Origin of the sequence: Paraburkholderia aspalathi (assembly GCF_900116445.1) — a bacterium.
Taxonomy (GTDB): domain Bacteria; phylum Pseudomonadota; class Gammaproteobacteria; order Burkholderiales; family Burkholderiaceae; genus Paraburkholderia; species Paraburkholderia aspalathi.
Genome location: NZ_FPBH01000032.1, coordinates 1 through 19,084 on the forward strand (window position 1 = coordinate 1; position 19,084 = coordinate 19,084).

Annotated in this window: 17 protein-coding genes; 7 read left to right on the plus strand and 10 right to left on the minus strand. The window is 59.3% G+C overall.

Going from position 1 to position 19,084, the window contains the following annotated elements:
• The first annotated feature begins 189 nt into the window (after positions 1-189).
• The gene (locus BM438_RS35385; protein ID WP_093644401.1) at positions 190-843 is read left to right on the plus strand and encodes an ureidoglycolate lyase; all 654 of its coding nucleotides are present in this window, start codon (positions 190-192) and stop codon (positions 841-843) included.
• An 85-nt stretch (positions 844-928) separates the two neighbouring features.
• Here the strand turns inward: BM438_RS35385 and BM438_RS35390 are convergent, their stop codons facing one another.
• Positions 929-1,777, minus strand: a complete 849-nt coding sequence (locus BM438_RS35390; protein WP_093644403.1) for a LysR substrate-binding domain-containing protein — start codon at positions 1,775-1,777, stop codon at positions 929-931.
• Between the two features lie 103 nt (positions 1,778-1,880).
• Here BM438_RS35390 and BM438_RS35395 point away from each other — a divergent pair, with 103 nt between their 5' ends.
• Positions 1,881-2,528, plus strand: a complete 648-nt coding sequence (locus BM438_RS35395) for a LysE family translocator (RefSeq protein ID WP_093644565.1) — start codon at positions 1,881-1,883, stop codon at positions 2,526-2,528.
• A 21-nt stretch (positions 2,529-2,549) separates the two neighbouring features.
• Here the strand turns inward: BM438_RS35395 and BM438_RS35400 are convergent, their stop codons facing one another.
• Positions 2,550-3,404 (minus strand): helix-turn-helix domain-containing protein, encoded by an 855-nt coding sequence (locus tag BM438_RS35400; RefSeq protein ID WP_093644406.1) that lies wholly within the window; start codon positions 3,402-3,404, stop codon positions 2,550-2,552.
• A 248-nt stretch (positions 3,405-3,652) separates the two neighbouring features.
• On the opposite strand from BM438_RS35400, the gene BM438_RS35405 reads away from it, so the two are divergent.
• Positions 3,653-4,033, plus strand: coding sequence for a cupin domain-containing protein (locus BM438_RS35405; protein ID WP_244179536.1), 381 nt, complete (start codon positions 3,653-3,655; stop codon positions 4,031-4,033).
• A gap of 94 nt (positions 4,034-4,127) precedes the next feature.
• On the opposite strand, the gene BM438_RS35410 is transcribed toward BM438_RS35405, so the two are convergent.
• Complete coding sequence (locus BM438_RS35410; RefSeq protein ID WP_093644408.1) at positions 4,128-5,384, minus strand: NADH:flavin oxidoreductase/NADH oxidase family protein; 1,257 nt, start codon at positions 5,382-5,384, stop codon at positions 4,128-4,130.
• 212 nt (positions 5,385-5,596) lie between these two features.
• On the opposite strand from BM438_RS35410, the gene BM438_RS35415 reads away from it, so the two are divergent.
• Positions 5,597-6,202 carry a TetR/AcrR family transcriptional regulator gene (locus BM438_RS35415; protein WP_167378510.1) on the plus strand — a complete coding sequence of 202 codons (606 nt, stop codon included), beginning with the start codon at positions 5,597-5,599 and terminating at the stop codon, positions 6,200-6,202.
• Here the strand turns inward: BM438_RS35415 and BM438_RS35420 are convergent.
• Positions 6,199-6,849 (minus strand): protein-L-isoaspartate(D-aspartate) O-methyltransferase, encoded by a 651-nt coding sequence (locus BM438_RS35420; protein ID WP_093644412.1) that lies wholly within the window; start codon positions 6,847-6,849, stop codon positions 6,199-6,201. The genes BM438_RS35415 and BM438_RS35420 overlap by 4 nt on opposite strands.
• 243 nt (positions 6,850-7,092) lie before the next feature.
• Here BM438_RS35420 and fusA point away from each other — a divergent pair, with 243 nt between their 5' ends.
• Positions 7,093-9,144 (plus strand): elongation factor G, encoded by a 2,052-nt coding sequence (gene fusA / locus BM438_RS35425; protein WP_093644415.1) that lies wholly within the window; start codon positions 7,093-7,095, stop codon positions 9,142-9,144.
• Positions 9,145-9,207: 63 nt separating this feature from the next.
• Here fusA and BM438_RS35430 read toward each other — a convergent pair whose 3' ends face one another.
• The 3 genes from BM438_RS35430 to betC all read right to left on the minus strand — a co-directional run bounded on the left by BM438_RS35430 (position 9,208) and on the right by betC (position 13,214).
• Entirely contained in the window at positions 9,208-10,356 is a 1,149-nt protein-coding gene (locus tag BM438_RS35430; RefSeq protein ID WP_093644417.1) for a porin, read from the minus strand.
• Positions 10,357-10,681: 325 nt separating this feature from the next.
• On the minus strand, positions 10,682-11,635 hold the full coding sequence (locus tag BM438_RS35435; protein WP_208620741.1) for a choline ABC transporter substrate-binding protein: 954 nt from the start codon (positions 11,633-11,635) through the stop codon (positions 10,682-10,684).
• 40 nt (positions 11,636-11,675) lie between these two features.
• On the minus strand, positions 11,676-13,214 hold the full coding sequence (gene betC, locus BM438_RS35440; protein ID WP_093644419.1) for a choline-sulfatase: 1,539 nt from the start codon (positions 13,212-13,214) through the stop codon (positions 11,676-11,678).
• 152 nt (positions 13,215-13,366) lie between these two features.
• On the opposite strand from betC, the gene BM438_RS35445 reads away from it, so the two are divergent.
• Positions 13,367-14,281: a choline sulfate utilization transcriptional regulator gene (locus BM438_RS35445; protein WP_093644421.1), complete on the plus strand. Its 915-nt coding sequence runs from the start codon at positions 13,367-13,369 to the stop codon at positions 14,279-14,281.
• A gap of 166 nt (positions 14,282-14,447) precedes the next feature.
• Positions 14,448-15,323 (plus strand): formyltetrahydrofolate deformylase, encoded by an 876-nt coding sequence (purU, locus tag BM438_RS35450; RefSeq protein ID WP_093644423.1) that lies wholly within the window; start codon positions 14,448-14,450, stop codon positions 15,321-15,323.
• An 84-nt stretch (positions 15,324-15,407) separates the two neighbouring features.
• On the opposite strand, the gene BM438_RS35455 is transcribed toward purU, so the two are convergent.
• From BM438_RS35455 to BM438_RS35465, 3 genes are all read right to left on the minus strand, one after another.
• A complete protein-coding gene (locus BM438_RS35455) occupies positions 15,408-16,265 on the minus strand; it encodes a glycine betaine ABC transporter substrate-binding protein (RefSeq protein WP_093644425.1) in 858 nt (285 codons plus the stop codon).
• Positions 16,266-16,401: 136 nt separating this feature from the next.
• On the minus strand, positions 16,402-17,670 hold the full coding sequence (locus BM438_RS35460) for an FAD-binding oxidoreductase (protein WP_093644427.1): 1,269 nt from the start codon (positions 17,668-17,670) through the stop codon (positions 16,402-16,404).
• Positions 17,671-17,703: 33 nt separating this feature from the next.
• The gene (locus BM438_RS35465; protein ID WP_054038716.1) at positions 17,704-19,014 is read right to left on the minus strand and encodes an aromatic ring-hydroxylating oxygenase subunit alpha; all 1,311 of its coding nucleotides are present in this window, start codon (positions 19,012-19,014) and stop codon (positions 17,704-17,706) included.
• Positions 19,015-19,084 lie beyond the last annotated feature (70 nt).

Genomic DNA, 19,084 nt, shown 5'->3' on the forward strand with positions numbered 1-19,084 from the left:
CGGGTAAGCTTATGCCGCCTCGAAGCGGACATTTGAACTTGGCTAAAAGCGGACATTACAACTTAGCCTCTACAACTTAATTGTTGATAATTTATCTTATGTCAAATTACGAATATTCCACGACACCGTCAAGCAAGCCTGGTCCGAGTATCCACCATCAGCACCTTCTGACTCATGTAAACTCCCCGCATGCCCCCAGAAATCGACTACCTCAACCCAGCCCTTCCTTCCGGCCTCCGCCGCGTGCCGATGCCCGTGGTCGACGCAACTCCAGAAACCCTCACCGGATTTGGCAGGCTTGTAACGGACCCAAGCGAGTGCGCGATCGAGATTGTGCAGTGGCCGGCGTTGGGGACAAGACCCATAGACCCCGGAACCGGTAATGAAGCCGGCACAACCGAAGGCACATTCGTGAGCGAATGGCGCGGGGACATTCTCTATGGTCGAAACGAGGCTGTAGGTGGCCACTACATCCTTGCGTACGCAAAGGAGCCTGAAGCAGCCCGCGACGACCACGCCAACGCACCAGAATGCATGTTGCTCTGGCACGCGAACTACCACCCGGACGGCGGACAACTGTTCTTCCCACTCGACCATCGCCCTTTCTACGTTCCATTGGCATTGCCCGGTGACGACATCGCGCCGGAGAAGTTCGTGTGCTTTCGCTTCAATGGACAGCAGGGTCTCTACATCCATCCAAACATCTGGCATGAAGGTGTGTTCACGCTCAGAGGGACACAGCGGTTCTTCGACAAGCAAGGCGCCGTCCACGCCCGCGTCTCTGTCGACTTTGCTCGCGAGTTTAGTTGCCTTCTCGAGGCGCCGATTGCCAGCGACGCCTAACCGTTTGGTCAAGACACCGACCTACAGCGATAACGCCTAGACAATTCGGGCTTTTATGCGACGATTCAGCCATCGAGCGACCAGTTCAAACTCTCAAATCAGCCAGAATCTGTTCAGCGAGAAAATCGCAGGGCGGTCGCCCGGACCGCGCACTGCGCGCCAAAACGACTTCGAGGTCATTCAGCGGCGGCAGCCCGTCGTTCTGCGATAGCTGAACGAGGTGCGCCGGTACGCTGCATCTTGCAAGAGGCGCTATCGCGAGCCCTGCTTCGACCATGCTGATAAGGCCCAATAAACTCGGGCTTTCGTAGGACATCCGGTATTTGATATTTTCCCGCTGGAGCGCGCTGATGGCATAGGCACGCGCAGTACTGCCATGTGCGAAAACGGCAATCGAAAGCGGGCGCTCTTTCCACACTTTTCTTGCGGGCGCCCCGACCCACACCATTGGCTCGAATCGAATGAATTCGCCTGCGATGCCCCTTGTTTTCGTGAAGCAAGCCAGGTCAAGCGTGTTGTCTTTAAGCAATGGAACAAGCTCACTGCTTGGCAAACCGATCACCCGAATTTCTACACGCGGATGAGCAATCGCGAATTTTGCCAGAACCTGCGGCAGCAACGATGAAGCGTAGTCATCCGGAACACCGATGGTTACGCGCCCCTTCATCTCCGGGCGAACTACCGACGCCCATGCTTCCTCGCGCATCGCAAGCATTCGACGGCCATAGTCCAGGAGCGTCCTGCCTTCGGCTGTGATTGCTACGTTGCGGGTGCTTCGCACGAAGAGCGGTTTTCCCAGCGCTTCTTCAAGCGTCTTGATCTGCATGCTCACTGCCGACGGCGACCGACGCACGGACTCCGCACCTCGTACAAACGATCCTGTATCAGCGACCGCCACCAACATTTCAAGCGCATCCAGATCGAGCTTTTTCATTTTAGTCAGAAAATCTGATGAATATGTTCAGTTTAATCCGTTTTACTGGAGTATGCATCAAGGCGATACTGCGACCGATGACCACTTGGCGGAGCCCGGGAAAATGCACGGTACGGTTTCGATTTACGGATTTCTGGCGGTCGGCGGAATGCTTGCTGTGACACCGGGGCCGAACATGATCTACGTGATGTCGCGCTCGATTGCGCAAGGACGCACGGCCGGGCTTATCTCGCTTGCGGGCGTCATGCTCGGATACCTCTTCTATATGTTTGGGGCAGCGTTCGGCATCACCGCCTTCTTCCTGAGCGTGCCTTATGCAGGCAGCGTTCTGGGCGCTGGGGGCGCTGCGTATCTGTTCTACCTGGCGTGGCAGGCTGTAAAGCCTGGTGGCCGCTCTCCGCTGGAGGTTCGCGAGTTGCCCCGCGAACACCCTCGCCGGCTTTTCGCGATGGGCGCAACAACTAGTCTGTTGAATCCCAAGCTCGCGATGATCTTTCTGTCACTGCTACCGCAATTCATCAACTACCAGAACGGCAGCGTTCTCAGGCAATCGCTCGTGCTCGGTTCGTCGTTGATTGTTGCGTTCGCGTCCGTCAACGGTTTCGTGGCGGTCTGCTCCGGCAGTATGGCGAAGTTCCTCTCCAGTCGCCCGGGACTTCTACAGGTTCAGCGCTGGACCATGGGAATTGTTCTGGTTGCCCTCGGCGCACATATGACCATCGATGCATTGAAGCTGACAGGCATCAACTGATGCAACCGCTACGCCCTGCCGTCACCGCCCTTCCCCAGGAACATATTGAACGCTGCGTCTGTATTGGCTGGGTGTCACGCCTTGCTGACGAACAAAGAAGCGCGTGAAATTTCCCGGTGAGTCAAAGCCCAGATCGAGCGCGATATCCTGAAGCGCCATTTCCTGCTGCGAAACACTCTCGATCGAAAGGTCCACTCTCAGCATGCTGCTGAAAGTCGCGGGCGTCATGCCTGTCTGCTTGTGGAATAGGTGGAAGAAATGCGGACGCGATAGCCCTACCTTTTGCGCAAGATTGTCGAAGTCGGGTGTAAGGCCCCTCACCTGTTTCATTGCTTCGATCGCGTGACGAATCCTGATGTCATACGCGATACCGCCAACGAGTCCGGCTGCCGAAAGTACGCTCCCTTGGGGCGATCTGCCGACCAGTTCGCCTGTCATGTCGGCGATCAGCCCCTGGACCGCTTCAAGCGACCTCCCCTCACGGTCGGTCAGAATATCGAGCAGGTCAGAATGAAGGCGGCTGAGCTTCCCCTGCAACAGTACGGAAGAACTCGGAAAGAACCGGGGATGAATACTGTACGCGAAACGCCGGTCGACATCCCTCAACCAATCCGGTTCCAGATAAAGTGCGAGCAGCACCGTCGACTGCGATTGTGGGCGATGCTCATAAAAATGCGGCTCCCACGCATTCACGAGCAGCACGTTCTTGTCTGACAAAACGTACTCACGATTGCGGACCCCGAACTGAATGTCGGGACCGCCTTCCTTGAAGATGACGTGGGAAACCCGATGTGCATGGAGGACCATGCTCTTGTCCAGCAGCAGCAACGCCACTCGTCCGAACGGCCCGTGGATGATTCGTAAGGGTTCCGACATGTAATTACCTCCTGCCGTCCTGATGAATTCAAAGCGTTCGCAGTGTCTCGGCCGCACCGCGAAAAAAAGTCACCATACGCAATGATAAATCGGCCTCGTCTGTGACAAGTCTGCATACGGGCGGAGCCACTACAAGTGGGACATTCGCCTACTCTGCGTACAGGCCCTCTTGCACCGCAGCCATCGAAGTACGGCCTCACGGCCGATCAACACGTTTTGAAGTCCGAACGTGAATGGCGCTTGCTGCAATGCAGGATGCCTCTCGCTACATTCGCACACTCAAGGAGACGATCATGGCTGGTGTCGGCAGTGAAAAGGTATTTGAGAATGACAAAGTTATTGTGTGGAACTTCGTTCTCGCACCGGGCGAGGAAACGCCGGTACATACCCACACGCTTTCATACATGTGGTACGCGATCGAAGGCGCACACTTGCATATCTTTGACGAGAACGGCGGAGACCTCGGCATCTTCGAAGTCCCGACGGGCGCGATTTACTCACTCAAATGCGAGCACGGGTATCTGGAAGTGCTGTCCGAAATCGGCAAGGGCGCCAAGGTTCCCGCGACGCACAAGGCACGCAACGAGGGTAGCAATCCATACCGCGAAGTGCTGGTCGAGTACAAATAGCCGCGCGCCTGACTGAGTCAGTCCTGGCACCTTGCCAGTATCCCCGAACGCCCCGTGGTGCGAGGCGGCGTTCGGGCGACCCCGCAACGATGGCTTAAGCGCGATGCTGCAGCAATGCGGTTATGTTGCGAGTCTCGATCTCAGTGAACTGCTCCACGGCATCGGCACCGTCCAGTGACAGATCCGGGTCGAGTCCGTCCGCCAGACGCTCGAGTTGCATGTTATTCCATGGCAGAAGATGAAACGGATGGAGCGCAGCTTCGGGACTAGGCGCACGATCAACTTCACCAGCGAGAATGCGCTTCGGAATCTCAGGATCGGCAATGATCGGACGGCCGAGCCCGATGACATCCAGTTCACCGCGCTCCAGCGATTCGATCATGGCTGTCGTCGTGCGAAATCCACCGACCACCATCACGGGCATCTTCGCTGCGGCACGAACGGAGGCGGCAAAATCCACGAAAAAGGCTTCGCGCTTGACGGTACTTTCGCGCGGTGCATCTTCTCCCTCGTCCATTAGCGTGAGGCCGGCAATCTTCGGCTGCTCGAGCGAACCACCCTCGAGCGAACCACCCGATAGTTCGAGCAGATCGAGCGAAGAATCGTTGAGCGTCTTCACGAGTTCAACGCACTCGGCATTGGTGAACCCGCCCTTCTGAAAATCAGAAGAATTGAGCTTCAGCGCGACCGGGAAGTCCGGACCAACGGCCGAGCGAACCGCAGCCACCACCTCGAGCACGAAACGGGAACGGTTTTCAAGCGAGCCTCCCCAACGGTCCGTGCGCTTGTTGGCGAGCGGGCTAAGGAACTGCGAAATCAGGTAACCGTGCGCCCCATGCAACGAGACACCGGTGAAACCGGCCTCGCGCACTTTCCTGGCCGCGAAGGCGAATTGCCCAATGGCCTGCTGAATCTGCTCTTCCGTCATTTCGCGCGGCGTGGCGAACGAAAAGCCGGCGCCCCTCATCACGTCGATGTCCACTGAAGAAGGCGCAAGGGGTGACGTGTTGATCGCGTCTTGCACCTGCCGTCCGGTATGACTGAGTTGAGCCCAGAAATGCGCGCCTTCCGACGTTCCCGCAGCGGCGAGCCGTGCGAGTTGCTCCTGTCCACTGTCGTCGTCGATCACGATATTGCCCGGGCGCTCGAGATGCCACCGGTCCACCTGGATATTGCCGGAGAGAAGCAGCCCGGCACCAGAACGCGCCCAGCGCCGGTACAACGCTTCGAGGCGCGGCGTCGAATGATTATTAGCGTCGGCCATGCCTTCGCTCATGGCTGCCTTGACGAGGCGGTTTGCGAGAATCGCGCCGCTGGGTAGCCGCAACGATTGTGAAAGAGGATTGCTCATCTGAATGTCCACCAGGAAACGGTCACGTGTAAGCCGAGCCCTTGCCCAGTAAGGCAAAGTCGATTCGGCACAGTAACGACAGCGATCGCTGTCGTTTGTTGTATAGTGATCGCTGTCGTATCATTCGTCAAGCTGATAAAAGAGGGACACTTATGGTCAAGACCTGGTCGGACGACAATCCGAAAGCCGCGTTGATGTCGCGCAAGCGAACGATGATCGTCGACGCCGCGCTGCGGGCCTTCCTTGAAAGCGGCTATGCCGAAAGCTCGGTCAATCGCATCGCGGCGGACGCCGGTGTGTCCATCAAGACGCTGTACCGTCACTTCGAGAGCAAAGACGATCTGTTCAGTGCAGTGATGCAAGCGGCCTGCTCGCCTAGCGGCACAGAGTCGGCTGACGCGTCGGAACCCGCAGAACCGGGCGAACCAGCCTGGTTTAGCGAACCGCCGGCCGTGGCATTGCCAATTGCGGGTAGCGATTATTTACGACACGCTCTTTCGAAAGAGCAGTTGGACCTTTATCGCGTCGTCACACGGGACGCACCTCGCTTCCCCGAACTGGCGCGCCGCTATCGCGACGAAGTGACGGGCACGCGCGACGCACTGTTCACGAGCTACCTTGATCGCTGGCTGCCTGTCACGGGCTGGGAAGTAAGCGATAAATATGGCGCCGGTGCAACCTTCGCGGCACTTCTGAAAGCCAGGCTTTTCGACGATGCGTTGCTTGGTTTAAAGAACCCCAGCGAAGAAGATATCGCCGAATGTGCGGCTGATGCGACCGTCCAGATGATCGCGCTCATGGAAGCCGGTCGGCTCTAATCCGCCCAACCGTCCTCACCAATTAGCGGTACGAAGCTCACTTCGCCCAACCAGCATTCGTGATAATCCTGTTCGCCGTGCCGCACCAGTTTGATCAATTGCTGATGGTGACGCTCGCGCCCTACCGGCATCACGATCCGCCCACCAATCGACAGTTGCGAACGCCATGCCTGCGGGATACGCGGGCCGCCAGCCCCGGCGATAATCGCGTCGTACGGCGCATAGTCGCTCAAACCGACTGTGCCGTCGCCAAGATAAACGGTCACGTTGAATATGCCCACCCGCGCCAGCGTCTCGCGTGCGATGTCGGCGAGCACCGGATCGCGTTCAACGGAATGGACGTGCGCCACGATTGCCGCCGCAATTGCAGCGGCATACCCCGATCCCGTGCCGACATCGAGAACACGGTCGCGCGGACCCAGTTCGGCCGCCTCTATCATCTGCGCGACAATGGCGGGCTGCGAAATCGCTTGCTGGTTCGCGATAGGCAACGCGCCATCGTCGTACGCGAATTCACGCAGTTGCGCAGGCACGAATTCCTCGCGCGGCACACGGCGCATCGCGGATAGCACGTTGACGTCGCGGATACCCCGCGCAACGATTTGCCGTACAACCATCCGCTCCCGGGCTTCCCTGAAATCGATCATTGTGGCCTCCGTCTGAGGGCCGCGCCGGCTTTACAGCAGGCCGCGCATAACTTCCACCGGACAATTCAATTTTGCGCCTCGTTTGACGCTGGCGAACGCGCATCGGCCTTGCCGTCAACACGTCCTGGCGAATCAGGTATTCGATGGCCGGTCGCTTAAGGGTCAGCACTGATGGCGTCGTATGGCACACCGGTCCGTTTTCGCCAATAATGGCCCCACATCCACTACTGGACGAGGGCGGCCATGCATTACAGCCCCGACGCCATCCGCACCATCGCTCTGGTCGGCCATGCAGGATGTGGCAAGACATCGCTTGTCGAAGCCCTACTCCACCAGGGTGGCGAATTACGCGCGCCCGGCAGCGTGGAACGCGGCAACACGGTCTGCGATTTCGACCCGCTAGAACGCAAATATCACCACTCCCTGAACTCCGCGGTCGCCCACCTGCACTACCGGGATACCCGCGTCTATCTGCTGGATACGCCCGGCTATCCGGACTTTTCCGGGCTGTCGATCAGCGCCCTGCCCGCTGTAGAAACCGTCGCCATTGTCATCAATGCACAGACCGGCATCGAAATGACCACTCGGCGGATGATGGCGTGGGCGGAAAAACGCAAGCTCTGCAGAATGATCATCGTGAACGGTATCGATCGCGACAAAGTCGATCTTCCGGAGCTTCTGACGCAAATCCAGGAGGCCTTCGGCAAGGAATGCCTGCCCATCAACTTACCGGCGCAGAACGGCAGCCAGGTGGTGGATTGCTTTTTCAACCCCGCGGGCGACGCCGACTTCCTGTCTGTTGCGGCGGCGCACAATGCGCTGGTCGATCAAGTGGTCGAGATCGATCCCGCTTTGATGGAGCTTTACCTGGAGCAAGGCGAAGCCATCAGCCCGGAGCAGTTGCATGAGCCCTTCGAGCGGGCGCTGCGCGAAGCGCATCTGGTGCCGATCTGCTTCACGTCGGCAGCAAACGGTGCTGGCATCGCGGAATTGCTCGACGTGTTCGTCCGGCTACTGCCCAATCCCATGGAAGGCAACCCGCCCCTCTTCTACCGCGATACCCGCGGCCGCCAGGAAGTCGTGCGTGCCGAACCGGTCGCCGACAAGCATGTATTGGCCCACGCCTTCAAGATCGTCGTGGACCCTTACATCGGCAAGATGGCCGTTTTTCGCGTCCATCAGGGCACGATCAGGCGGGACAGCCAGCTCTATATCGGCGACGCACGCCAGCCGTTCAAGGTCGCCCATCTGATGATGCTGCAGGGCAAGGAACACGTGGATGTCCCACAAGCCGGCCCAGGCGATATCTGCGCCACGGCCAAGATCGACGAGATCGGTTTCGATGCCGTGCTGCACGACGCCCCCGAGGACGGCAACATCCACCTGACTCCGCTCGATTTCCCCACGCCAATCTACGGACTGGCGATCGAGCCTGCGCGCCGCGGCAACGAGCAGCGCCTCTGGGAGATTCTGCAAAAGTTGAGTGCGGAAGATCCATGTCTGCGCATCGACCACCCGGTCGGCACCAACGAGACGGTGGTGCGCGGACTGGGCGAGTTGCACCTGCGCCTTATGCTGGAGCGGCTATCCGAGCAGTACAAGCTGGAGGTCGTGACGCGCCCACCGAAGATCGCCTATAGGGAAACCATCGGCGCAAAAGCCGAGGGGCACCATCGTCACAAGAAGCAAACCGGCGGCGCCGGGCAATTCGGCGAAGTGATGCTGCGCGTGGAGCCACTGCCGCGCGGTACGGGCTTCGAATTTGTCGACGCCGTCAAGGGTGGCGCCATCCCTGGGCAGTTCATGCCCGCCGTGGAAAAAGGCATCCTTCAGGTTATCGATAGCGGGCCGCTGGCCGGCTTCCCGATGCAGGACGTACGAGTCACCGTCTTTGACGGCAAGAGCCATTCAGTCGACTCCAAGGAAGTGGCGTTCGTTTCCGCCGGGCGCAAGGCCTTCATCGATGCGGTGCTGAAAGCTCAACCCGTCCTGCTCGAACCTATCGTGGACATCGAGGTGATGACGCCTGAAGCCGCAATGGGCGACATTATCGGCGACCTCTCCGCCAAGCGCGGACAAGTCCATGGCACACGCTCGGCCGCGGGCAACGCCGTGGTCGTCGCAGGCCAGGTGCCATTGTCCGAACTCAACGACTATCAGTCGCGGCTGAACGCCATCGCAGGCGGGCACGGCAACTACAGCATCCAGCTCAGCCACTACGATCCGGTACCTCCCGCCCAGCAGGAGCGGATGGCGTCGCAGCACAAGAAACAGGGCGACGGCGCGGCGCAGTGAGTGTTGCACCTGTGTCCCAGGCGCGCTGGCTGGCACTCGAGTGCCAGCCCCGTCGCAGATGCCTCAGAACGAATGCCGCATCCCGATCCGTACATCAGACTGCGTATTCGACGACGACGGCGTGAAGCTGTAGCCGATCACCGCATTCACGCCATTCGACGCACGCAGATAGTCGCCGGAAACATACACATCAGTACGTTTGGACAACAGATAGTGCAGTCCGAGCGAGCCCTGGTTCCAGTGATTGCCTTCGAAGGCCGTGTGTTGATAGCCGCCGTACAGCGATAGCGCAGGCGTGAAGTTATACGACGCGCCTCCTTCGTAAACCTGCATGCGCGAGGTCTGCCCGAAGCCCTTGATCGTCGTGTACGTGAAATCGCCGGTGATCATCAGGTTGCCGATCGTATACGCGGCGCCGATCGCGAACGCACCTTGTTTATCCACCGGGAATGCCGATGAGCTATACAGGTCGGTCACCGCGCCAGTGGCCGGATCGACGGAAACGGTCGGCTGGCCGAGGAAGGTGTGCGTGCCGATCATCGCGTACGGGTCGAACGCATAAATGCCGAACGGATTGTTCAACTGCGTATAAGCAACACCCATGTTGAATGGACCGTGGTCATAATGCGCGCCCACACTCCATGCGCTCTTCTGATGGAAGTCGCCGGCGGTGTTACCGAACGAGTACATGCCGCCGAAGGTGAAGCCGGCAAAATCGTTCGACAGGAACTTCACCGAGTTCGGCAGACGGTCGCCGTTCATCCGGTCGAAGTCGCCCTGGTGAATCGCGTAGCCGCTCGCCCACGCGGAGATGTTGTACAGAAAGACAAACTCTTCGGTCATATCGAGCTGATTGCCGAACGAGAAAGTCCCCCACGAGTTCTTGATGCCGACATACGCCTGGCGCCCGAATTCAGCACCACCGAATGCATATTGCCCATTGCCCAGATGAAAACCCGATTCGAGCACGAAGACCGCTTGCAAGCCGCCGCCGAGGTCTTCCACGCCTTTGAAGCCGATCCGGTTGCCGTACGAAATGCCGTCGTCGAATTTGAACTGGTGTGCGCCGCCGGCGTTGTTCACGTAGGTGATACCGGCGTCCAGAATCCCGTACAAGGTGACGCTGCTTTGCGCATGGACCGCCGTCGGTGCGCATACCGCGCTTGCCGCGAGGGCGAGTCCCGAAAGACTAACGGCATTTTTCTTCTTCATCTAGTTCTCCCCTGCTCTTTGCCTGCGTATTTCGTTAGATAAAGCGATCCCTGCTGCAGGTTGTCTTCCAACGCGCGGCGCTTCTCGCATGACGGGCAGTTCGAAATCGGCTGAGACTGATTGAAACGGATTGAAGCTCACTAACACTGACCTGGCCAGCTAACCCTGAATTAGCCGGCCAGGCTGATCGAAGCTATCGGCACTGCGTACGATCACCTGTATGTCTGCATCGACGGGTCAAGAATAAGTGTCCAGATTTAAGATGATTCGACCGGATGCGACATGAATCTGTCGAGTAGCGACCTCGTAGTCAGGAATGCCGGAGTTATTTCACACCGAGTGCGGTTTGCACCGCTTGCAAACCATTGGCGCCGCTGGCGGTGTTGACGCCGTCAAGCCATGACTTCAGCAATTCGGGGTGGCGCTTGAGCGCTTCGGTGGCGGCCGTGGCAACACCCGTCTTCTTCTCGAGTACCTCGGTGATCACGCCGTTTTCCAGATCGACATTGAATGTGAGTTGCCTGAACAGACGGCCGACATTCGGACACTGCTCGGCGTATCCGCTACGCGCAACGGTATTCACCGTGGCGCCGCCGTAGTTCGGCCCGAAGTACTTGTCACCGCCGTCGAGGTAAGTCAGCTTGAACTTCGTGTTCATCAGATGCGGCTCCCATGCAAGGAACACGATCCATTTTTTCTCACGCACCGCGCGGTCGACCTGCGTGAGCATGCCGGTCTCGCTCGATTCGACGAGCTTCCAACTGCCGAGCCCGTATGCCTTGTCGTCGACCATCTTCTTGATGTTCTGATTGGCCGGCGCCCCCGGTTCGATGCCATAGATCTTGCTGTCGAACTTGTCGGCGTTCTTCGCAAGGTCCGCGAATGAATGCACGCCCGCGGCCGCCACGTAGTCGGGCACCGCGAGCGTGAACTTCGCGTTGCTCAGATTCGGATGCACAACCTCGATCGATCTCTCGTCCTCGAACGGCTTCACGACCGGTGCTTGCGCCGGCATCCAGTTGCCGAGAAACACGTCGATCTGGCCTTTCTTCAAGCCTTGGTAGGTGATCGGCACCGACAGGTTCGATACGTTCTGATGGTAGCCGAGCGCCTTCAACAGCACACCGGTCATCGCATTGGTCGCGTCGATGTCGGTCCAGCCGGGCCCCGCCATGTTGACCTGCGTACAGGACTGCGGCTCGGCAGCCACGGCAAAGGTGGCCGCAGCGCACAGCAGTGCAACGCCGGATACAGCCTGTTTGAAGAGCTTTTTCATCATGTCGGCTTCCTGTAGATGGGTTGAATCGTGAGCGGAGACGTCAGCGCGTTACGGCGGGAAAACGCGCCATCGCTTCGAGCGTGTCGAGGTCGATGTGATTGCGCATGTAACGCTGGCTCGCATCGACATGCGGCTGCCAGTCCCATGACGCGACCGTGCCTTGCGTCGTGGCCTCGAAATGAAAACGGCGGCGGCGCTGGCTTTTCAGTACTTCGTTGTGCAGCGCGGCGAGGTCCCAGCGTTGCGCGATCTCCTCACGAAATGCTGAGACCTGTGATGCATATTCGGCGCGCGCGGCGAGGTTCTCGCGTTCGAGCGGGTCCAATGTTACGTCGTACAGCTGATCAGGATCGGCCGGCGTGTGAATGAATTTTAAGCGTCCGCGTCGCAGCATCACAATCGGCGCTATAGCGCCTTCCGCCAGGTATTCGCCGATCGCTTCGTCGTGGCCAGCTTGTGTGCCGTGCAGATGCGGTACGAGACTTTGGCCATCGAGCGAATCCGGCCAGGTCGCAGGCTGCTCGCCGCGCGCCATCTCTACTAACGTGGGCAGCAGATCGAGATGCGACACCGACTCGTGCACACGATGCGCGTCGAACTGCTGCGGCGCATGAACGATCAACGGTACGCGGCAGCCTCCTTCGAAGAACGTCATCTTGTACCAGAGCCCGCGCTCGCCGAGCATCTCACCGTGATCGGACGTCACCACGATAACGGTGTCTTTCGCGAGCCCTGACTGTTCGAGTGCATCAAGGATCGCACCGAACTGGTCATCGACGTAAGAGATCGCGCCGTAATAAGCGCGCCGTGCGTTGCGGATCTGCTGGTCGGTCGGCGGCGTGCGGTCGGTTTCGCACACGTGGCGCAAGCGCTTCGAATGCGGATCGGCTTCATCGAGCGAATCGCGATGCGCGGGCAGATCGATGTCTTCATCCGCATACATGTCCCAGTACTTCCGCGGAATCGCGTACGGGTCGTGTGGATGCGTCAGCGAGGCGACCATGCAGAACGGCCGTGCATCTTTGCCTGCATGCCGCTCACGTGCGATATCGAAGAGCTTCTGGCGCGTGGTGAACGTAACTTCATCGTCGAAGTCCAGTTGGTTCGTGCGCACGCACGGACCCGCGTCGATCACCGAACTCATGTTGTGGTACCACGTGGGGCGCGTTTCGAAATCGTCCCAGTTCGGGGTCCAGCCAAAATCGGCTGGGTAGATGTCGGTCGTGAGCCGTTCTTCAAATCCGTGCAGTTGATCGGCGCCGCAGAAATGCATTTTGCCGGACAGGATCGTGCGATATCCTTCTGCGCGAAGATAGTGCGCGAAAGTCAGCGTTTGCGACGGAAACTCTGCTGCATTGTCATACGCACCGATCGCCGACGGCAGCTTGCCCGATAAAAAAGAAAAGCGCGACGGTGCGCACAATGGACTGGCGCAATACGCGGAATCGAATACCACGCCCTGCTTCGCGAGGCGATCGAGATTGGGGGTTTTCGTTAGACGATGCCCGTATGCAGCGAGCGCAAACGGCGTCATCTGGTCGGCCATCAGAATAAGGATATTCTGTTTCGTGTCATGCATTGGAGCGTGCCTCGAATAGAATCGCAAATAGGGGTGCGGGTGTCGTTGCAAGCGGAATAACCGGTGTGCCGGTCCTCGCGTGAACACCACTATTGCCGTCCAATTCGCCGCTGTGAAGACGGCAAATCGTTATGTGCCTATAAGGGGGCCTTATGTCGAGGCAGGATCGCTTGCCGCCGATGCAGGCGTTGACGATGTTCGAATCCGCAGCGCGTCTCGCGAGCTTCACGGCGGCTGCACGCGAACTGGGCTCGACGCAGCCGGCGGTTAGTCAGCGTGTGGTGCAACTCGAAGAAGCACTCGGTGTGCCGCTGTTCGAACGCGGCCATCGCGGTGTCACGCTGACGGAAGATGGTGTGCGCCTCTTCGAAGCGGTGCGCAACGCCCTCGACACCATCCGCCTCGCCACCGCCGAGATCCGCGCGCGGCGCACGCCGCAAACGCTCACGCTCTCCACTGACTTCGGTTTCGCGACCTACTGGTTGATGCCGCGGCTTTCGCAATTCAAGGCGCTGATGCCGGACGTCGACGTCAAGATCATCACGTCGCAGAGCGTATTCGATCCATCGCACGACCAGGCGGACATTGCGATTGCGTTCGGCGATGAAGATGCGGACCTGAGCGCGCGAGGCGCGCTCAAGCTATTTCCTGAGCGTGTCACGCCGGTGTGCAGTCCGGCTTTTCTCGCGGCGCATCCGGAATTGCACACGCCGTCGGACTTGTTGAGCTTGCCGCTGCTGCATCTAGAACCGACCCAACCGGCACGCTGGCTGTCGTGGGCCGACTGGTTCGCTGCTCAGGGTCTGGATGCGCCGGCAGCACATCGCGGCATCACGTTTAACAGCTTTACGCTCGTGGCCCACGCAGCGATCATGGGCCAGGGCATCGCGCTCGGTTGGGCGCCACTAGTCGACGAGCTTCTTGCCACGGGGCAACTCGTCGAACTGTTCGACACGCCGGTGGTGACGGAACGCGGCTATCTGCTCGTCACGCAGCGCGCGGCGACACCGGCGGTCAGCGCGTTCCGCCGATGGCTGCTTGGCGAATGTGGCCTCGATGCTGAGTGAGCACGGCAAGCCGTCAATGCCGTGCACCACCGCCCCACCCTCCCCTGACGCTCCCATTCCAGCGCGACGGCGGTTAGCTTCTATCCCCTTGTACCGCTGATTTGCTCTACTGCGATGACGCATGCCGCGCCCCGCGGCGTTGCCCTATTGCCTAAGTGGAGAGCGCATGTCCGCCGATTCCCGTCCCGATCAACTGGTTCTCACGGTCGCCTGTCCTAGCGCGGCGGGCCAGGTCGCCGCCGTCGTCGGCTTTCTCGACCGGCATCATTGTTATATCGACGAACTGACCGTTTTCGATGACGACCTAAGCGAGCGCTTTTTTGTACGCTGCGTGTTTCATGGCGTCGATACCAACGAGACCCTGCACATCGCGGCACTCAAGCGAGAATTCCAATCGATCGCCGAGCGCTTTCAGATGACATGGGCGATGCACGACGTCAGCACGCGGCCGAAGGTGCTGATCATGGTGTCGAAACTCGAACACTGTCTCGCCGATTTGCTGTTCCGCTGGCGCATGGGTGAGTTGAAGATGGATATTGTCGGTATCGGCTCGAACCATCGCGATCTCGAACCGCTCGCGCAGCAGCACGGCTTGCCGTTCCATCATCTGCCGATCAGCGCCGATACCAAACCCCAACAGGAGGCACGTTTGCTCGATCTGTTCGAAACCTCAGGCGCCGAGTTGATGATTCTTGCGCGCTACATGCAGATTCTTTCCGGCGAAACGAGCCGTGCGCTCGCGGCACGTGCGATCAACATCCACCATTCGTTTCTGCCTGGCTTCAAAGGCGCCAAGCCTTACCACCAGGCACATACGCGTGGCGTAAAGCTGATTGGCGCAACCGCGCACTTCGTCACCGACGATCTCGACGAAGGTCCGATCATCGAGCAAGTCGTGGAGCGCGTCGATCATTCATACAGCCCGGAGCGGCTGCTGGCGACGGGACGCGACGTCGAATGCATCACGCTCGCGCGGGCCGTGAAGGCGTTTATCGAGCGACGGGTGTTTATCAACGGCGATCGGACTGTCGTTCTGCAATAAAAAAACGCCGCTGAAAAGCGGCGTTCTCTATCGTACGAGTTGCCGCTCTAAACAAGCGGCAACTCACTCACGTGAAATACGAAATCACTTCACCCAGCTATCCACACGATCTCCGTGTGCGCTGATCCACGCATCGGCAGCAGCCGTCGGCTTCTCGCCGTTCTGCGTCGCCAGCATCACGCTGTCGATCTCGCCCGGTTTCCATTGAAACTTCTTGAGGAACGCGACGACCGTCGGCGCCTTCGTCTCCAGTCCAGGATTGACGACGCTATCCACGTGCTCCGCTTCGCCGAACACCTTCTTCGGATCCTCGAGGAATTTGAGCTTGTACTTTGCGAACATCCAGTGCGGCTTCCAGCCAGTCACGATGATCGGCTTGCTCGCCGCTTCCGAGCGCGCCAGTTCAGCGGTCATCGCGCTGCCCGAACTCGGCATCAGCTGATAGTCGAGCCCGTACGCCTTGATCGCTTCGCTGGTTTTCTGCATTACGCCCGCGCCGGCATCGATACCGACGATACGCGAGCCGAATTCCGTTTTCTTCGCTTCCAGATCGCCAACGCTCTTCACGTCGGCGTTATCCGGCACGATCAGGCCGATCTTTGCATCATTGAAATTGGCACCCAGGTCGACGACTTTGTCCTTGAAGTTGTTCCAGTACGCGCCATGCGTGACCGGCAGCCATGCGGACAGCGTCGCGTCGAGGTCGCCGCGCGCCACGCCTTGCCACATCACACCGGCCGCGACCGGCACGAGCTGCACCTGATAGCCGAGGCGCTTTTCGATCACGCGCGCAGCGACATTTGTGGTTGCAACGCTGTCGTCCCAGCCTTCCACATAGCCGATCTTGATGGTCGGCTTGGTATCGGCCGACACACTCACGCTGCTTGCCGCCAGCGCCGCGCTCAACGCGCTCAACACGAATATCTTTTTGATCAGTCTCATCGCCGTTCTCCCGTTTGCCGTCAAACTACCCATTGAGCATTTAGAATCGCCAACCAGAATTGCCGGGTAGCGTTGTTTTCCGACATCCAGTTGTCCGCATGCGACTTCGACCGAAAGTCCAGGCGCCGCTCTTGTCTTACTTATCGACGACGAGATCGCTCAACGGCTTGCTGCAGCACAGCAGCACCATGCCCTGATCGATTTCGCGCTGACGGATTCCACCGGCGTGTTTCATGGCGACTTCACCGGACACCAGCTTCACCTTGCAGGTGCCGCACATACCCTGCGTGCATGAGGATGGGAGCCGTATGCCGGCTTTCTTCGCCGCCTCGAGTACGTGCTGGCCGCTGCCGCATTCGATCTCGCGATTACTTTTGGCGAAGCTCACCTTGAACGTCGTTTCTATTTCCACCGGTGTGATCGGCACCTGCGCGGGTGCAAATCCAGCCGCGTGCTCACGCGCTTCGACAAAGCTCTCCGCGCTTGCCGTGGGCGCCTGCAACGCATCGGCGACATGCGCGGTCGTCAATTGCGCGGCCACTTCGCTGATCGTCTCGAACGAGAAGCTTTCCTCGTGGTAATGGCTGCGATCGAAGCCGCCTTCATCCAGCAGATGACGGACTGCCTGCATGTACGGCGCCGGACCGCAGGTGAAAATCTCACGATCGAGAAAATCCGGCGCGATGAGTTTAAGCAGCGGCAAGGTCAGAAACCCGGTGACACCAGGCCAGTTCGTGCGCGCACCAACCCGCTCGCAGACAAACGCTGTGCGGAAATTGGCCTGATTCGATGCAATCAGATCGAGTTCGCGCGCGAAGATGATGTCGTCCGGCGTGCGGGCGCTGTGCACGAAGACGATGTCGCTATCTTCCCCGAGCTCGTGATGCGCGCGGCTCATCGACATCAGCGGCGTAACACCCGAACCCGCCGACAAGAACAGAAGTTTTCGCGCCGGATGCCGTGCACAGGTGAACTCGCCGGACGGCCCCAGCACACGAACCTGCGTACCCGCGTGCAAATTGTCGTGCAGCCAGTTCGATACCTTGCCACCCGGCACGCGCTTCACGGTGATGGAAATGGTGTGCGGACGCGTGGGCGGCGAGGAGATCGTATAGCAGCGATTCACGGCCTCGCCGTCGATCTCCAACTCCAGCGTGATGAACTGTCCCGGCTCGAACACGAACGCCCGTTCGGACGGTGCGCGAAAGAAAAAGCTCTTGACGTCATGCGTTTCCTGACGGACCTGGCAGCACACCAGCGTCTCGTCGGTATCGCTGTTCCAACGCGCCGGCAACGTCTCCCAGAACCGCGGTTGCGTCACCCGGCTCGAAGTTTCGCGGCTTGACACCTCGCGGTTTGGAGCCGGCTCGGGGCTGAGCTGAAGCGTCGCCTGATCGCGCATCATTATTTTCTCCCGCTCCTGGTTGCGGTATCGCGCTCAGCGCATGAAAGACACGACTTTTTCGCCGTGCGAAACCGGCGTATCGCCGGCATCATGGGTTTGGGGCGCATTGCTGAATTCCGCAATACGGCCGATGTACCACTCGCAGAACTTCTCGACGAGGCCTTCGGTGAACGGCGAGTACGGACCCGGTTCGTAGGCGCTGCTGGTCGCGCCGCGTTGCGAATACTCAACAAGCGCGCGATCCTGGTCATTGGTGGCGCGCCACACGGCCGTGAGATTGTTCACGTCGTAATCGATGCCTTCGCGCGCATCCTTGTGGACGAGCCATTTGGTGCGCACCAGCGTCTTACCCGCCGACAGCGGAATCACCGAGAAGCTGACGATGTGGTCGCTCATGAAGTGATGCCACGAATTCGGTTGCGTCCAGAACGAGAGGCCACCGAGGTCGGCCTGCTCGAAGCCGCCAAGCAACTTCTTCGAGGCCACCTTCGCGTCCATGGTCTGCGATTCGCCGTCGCGATCGAGCGGCAGGCGTTGCGTGCGGAAGCCCGTCACCAGATCCGCCAGGCGGTCGATTTCCGCCGACGGCAGTTTCATCGCCTCCCATTGCGCGGTACGGCGCGCCACGGTCTCTTCGAACGCGGCCATGCCTTCTTCATTGGCGGGCGTGCGCTGATACCCAAAACCGTATTCGTAAAGCGAAATCGTCAGCTCGGGATGGTTCGCAACGCAGTGATAGCACTCGCGATTGTTCTCCATCGTGAGCTTCCAGTTGCCCTCTTCGATGATATCGATCGTCGCTGCGACCTTGCAGCCGGCGAGATCGTGCGGCAGCAGGTACGGCTCCATCGCGGCGCGCATCACCGAGAAATCAGCAGGCGGTTCATCAGCGAGACAGATGAAGATCAGACCGGCAAGATTCTGGAGGTGCACCGCTTTCAGGCTGTGCTTGCAGCGGTCGAACTGGTCGCCCATATGCTCGGCGAACATCAGATCGCCGTTCAGGTTGTAGGTCCAGCTGTGATACGGGCAAACGATATTGCCGAGCGAACCCTTGTCCGTATTGCACAAACGCGCGCCACGATGGCGGCAAACGTTGTGAAACGCCCGCACCTGCATGTCGTCGTCGCGTACGATCAGAATCGAATCGTTACCGATTTCCACCGTGATGTAGTCGCCCGGCTCCGGTACATCCGGTTCCACCGCGACCTGAATCCAGTGCTTGCGGAAAATCGCCTCCATATCGAGCGCGAAAATTTCCTCGCCCGTATAGAACGGCGCTTCCAGCGTGTGATTCTTTTTGCGGCGTTCGATCATTGCGCGAACGTCTGCCGAAACTTTCATTGTGTGCTCCGTTGCATGTCACGTCTGGCGCTGCGCCAGGCCCTCCTGGTCGCATGCTCGCCCGAACCGG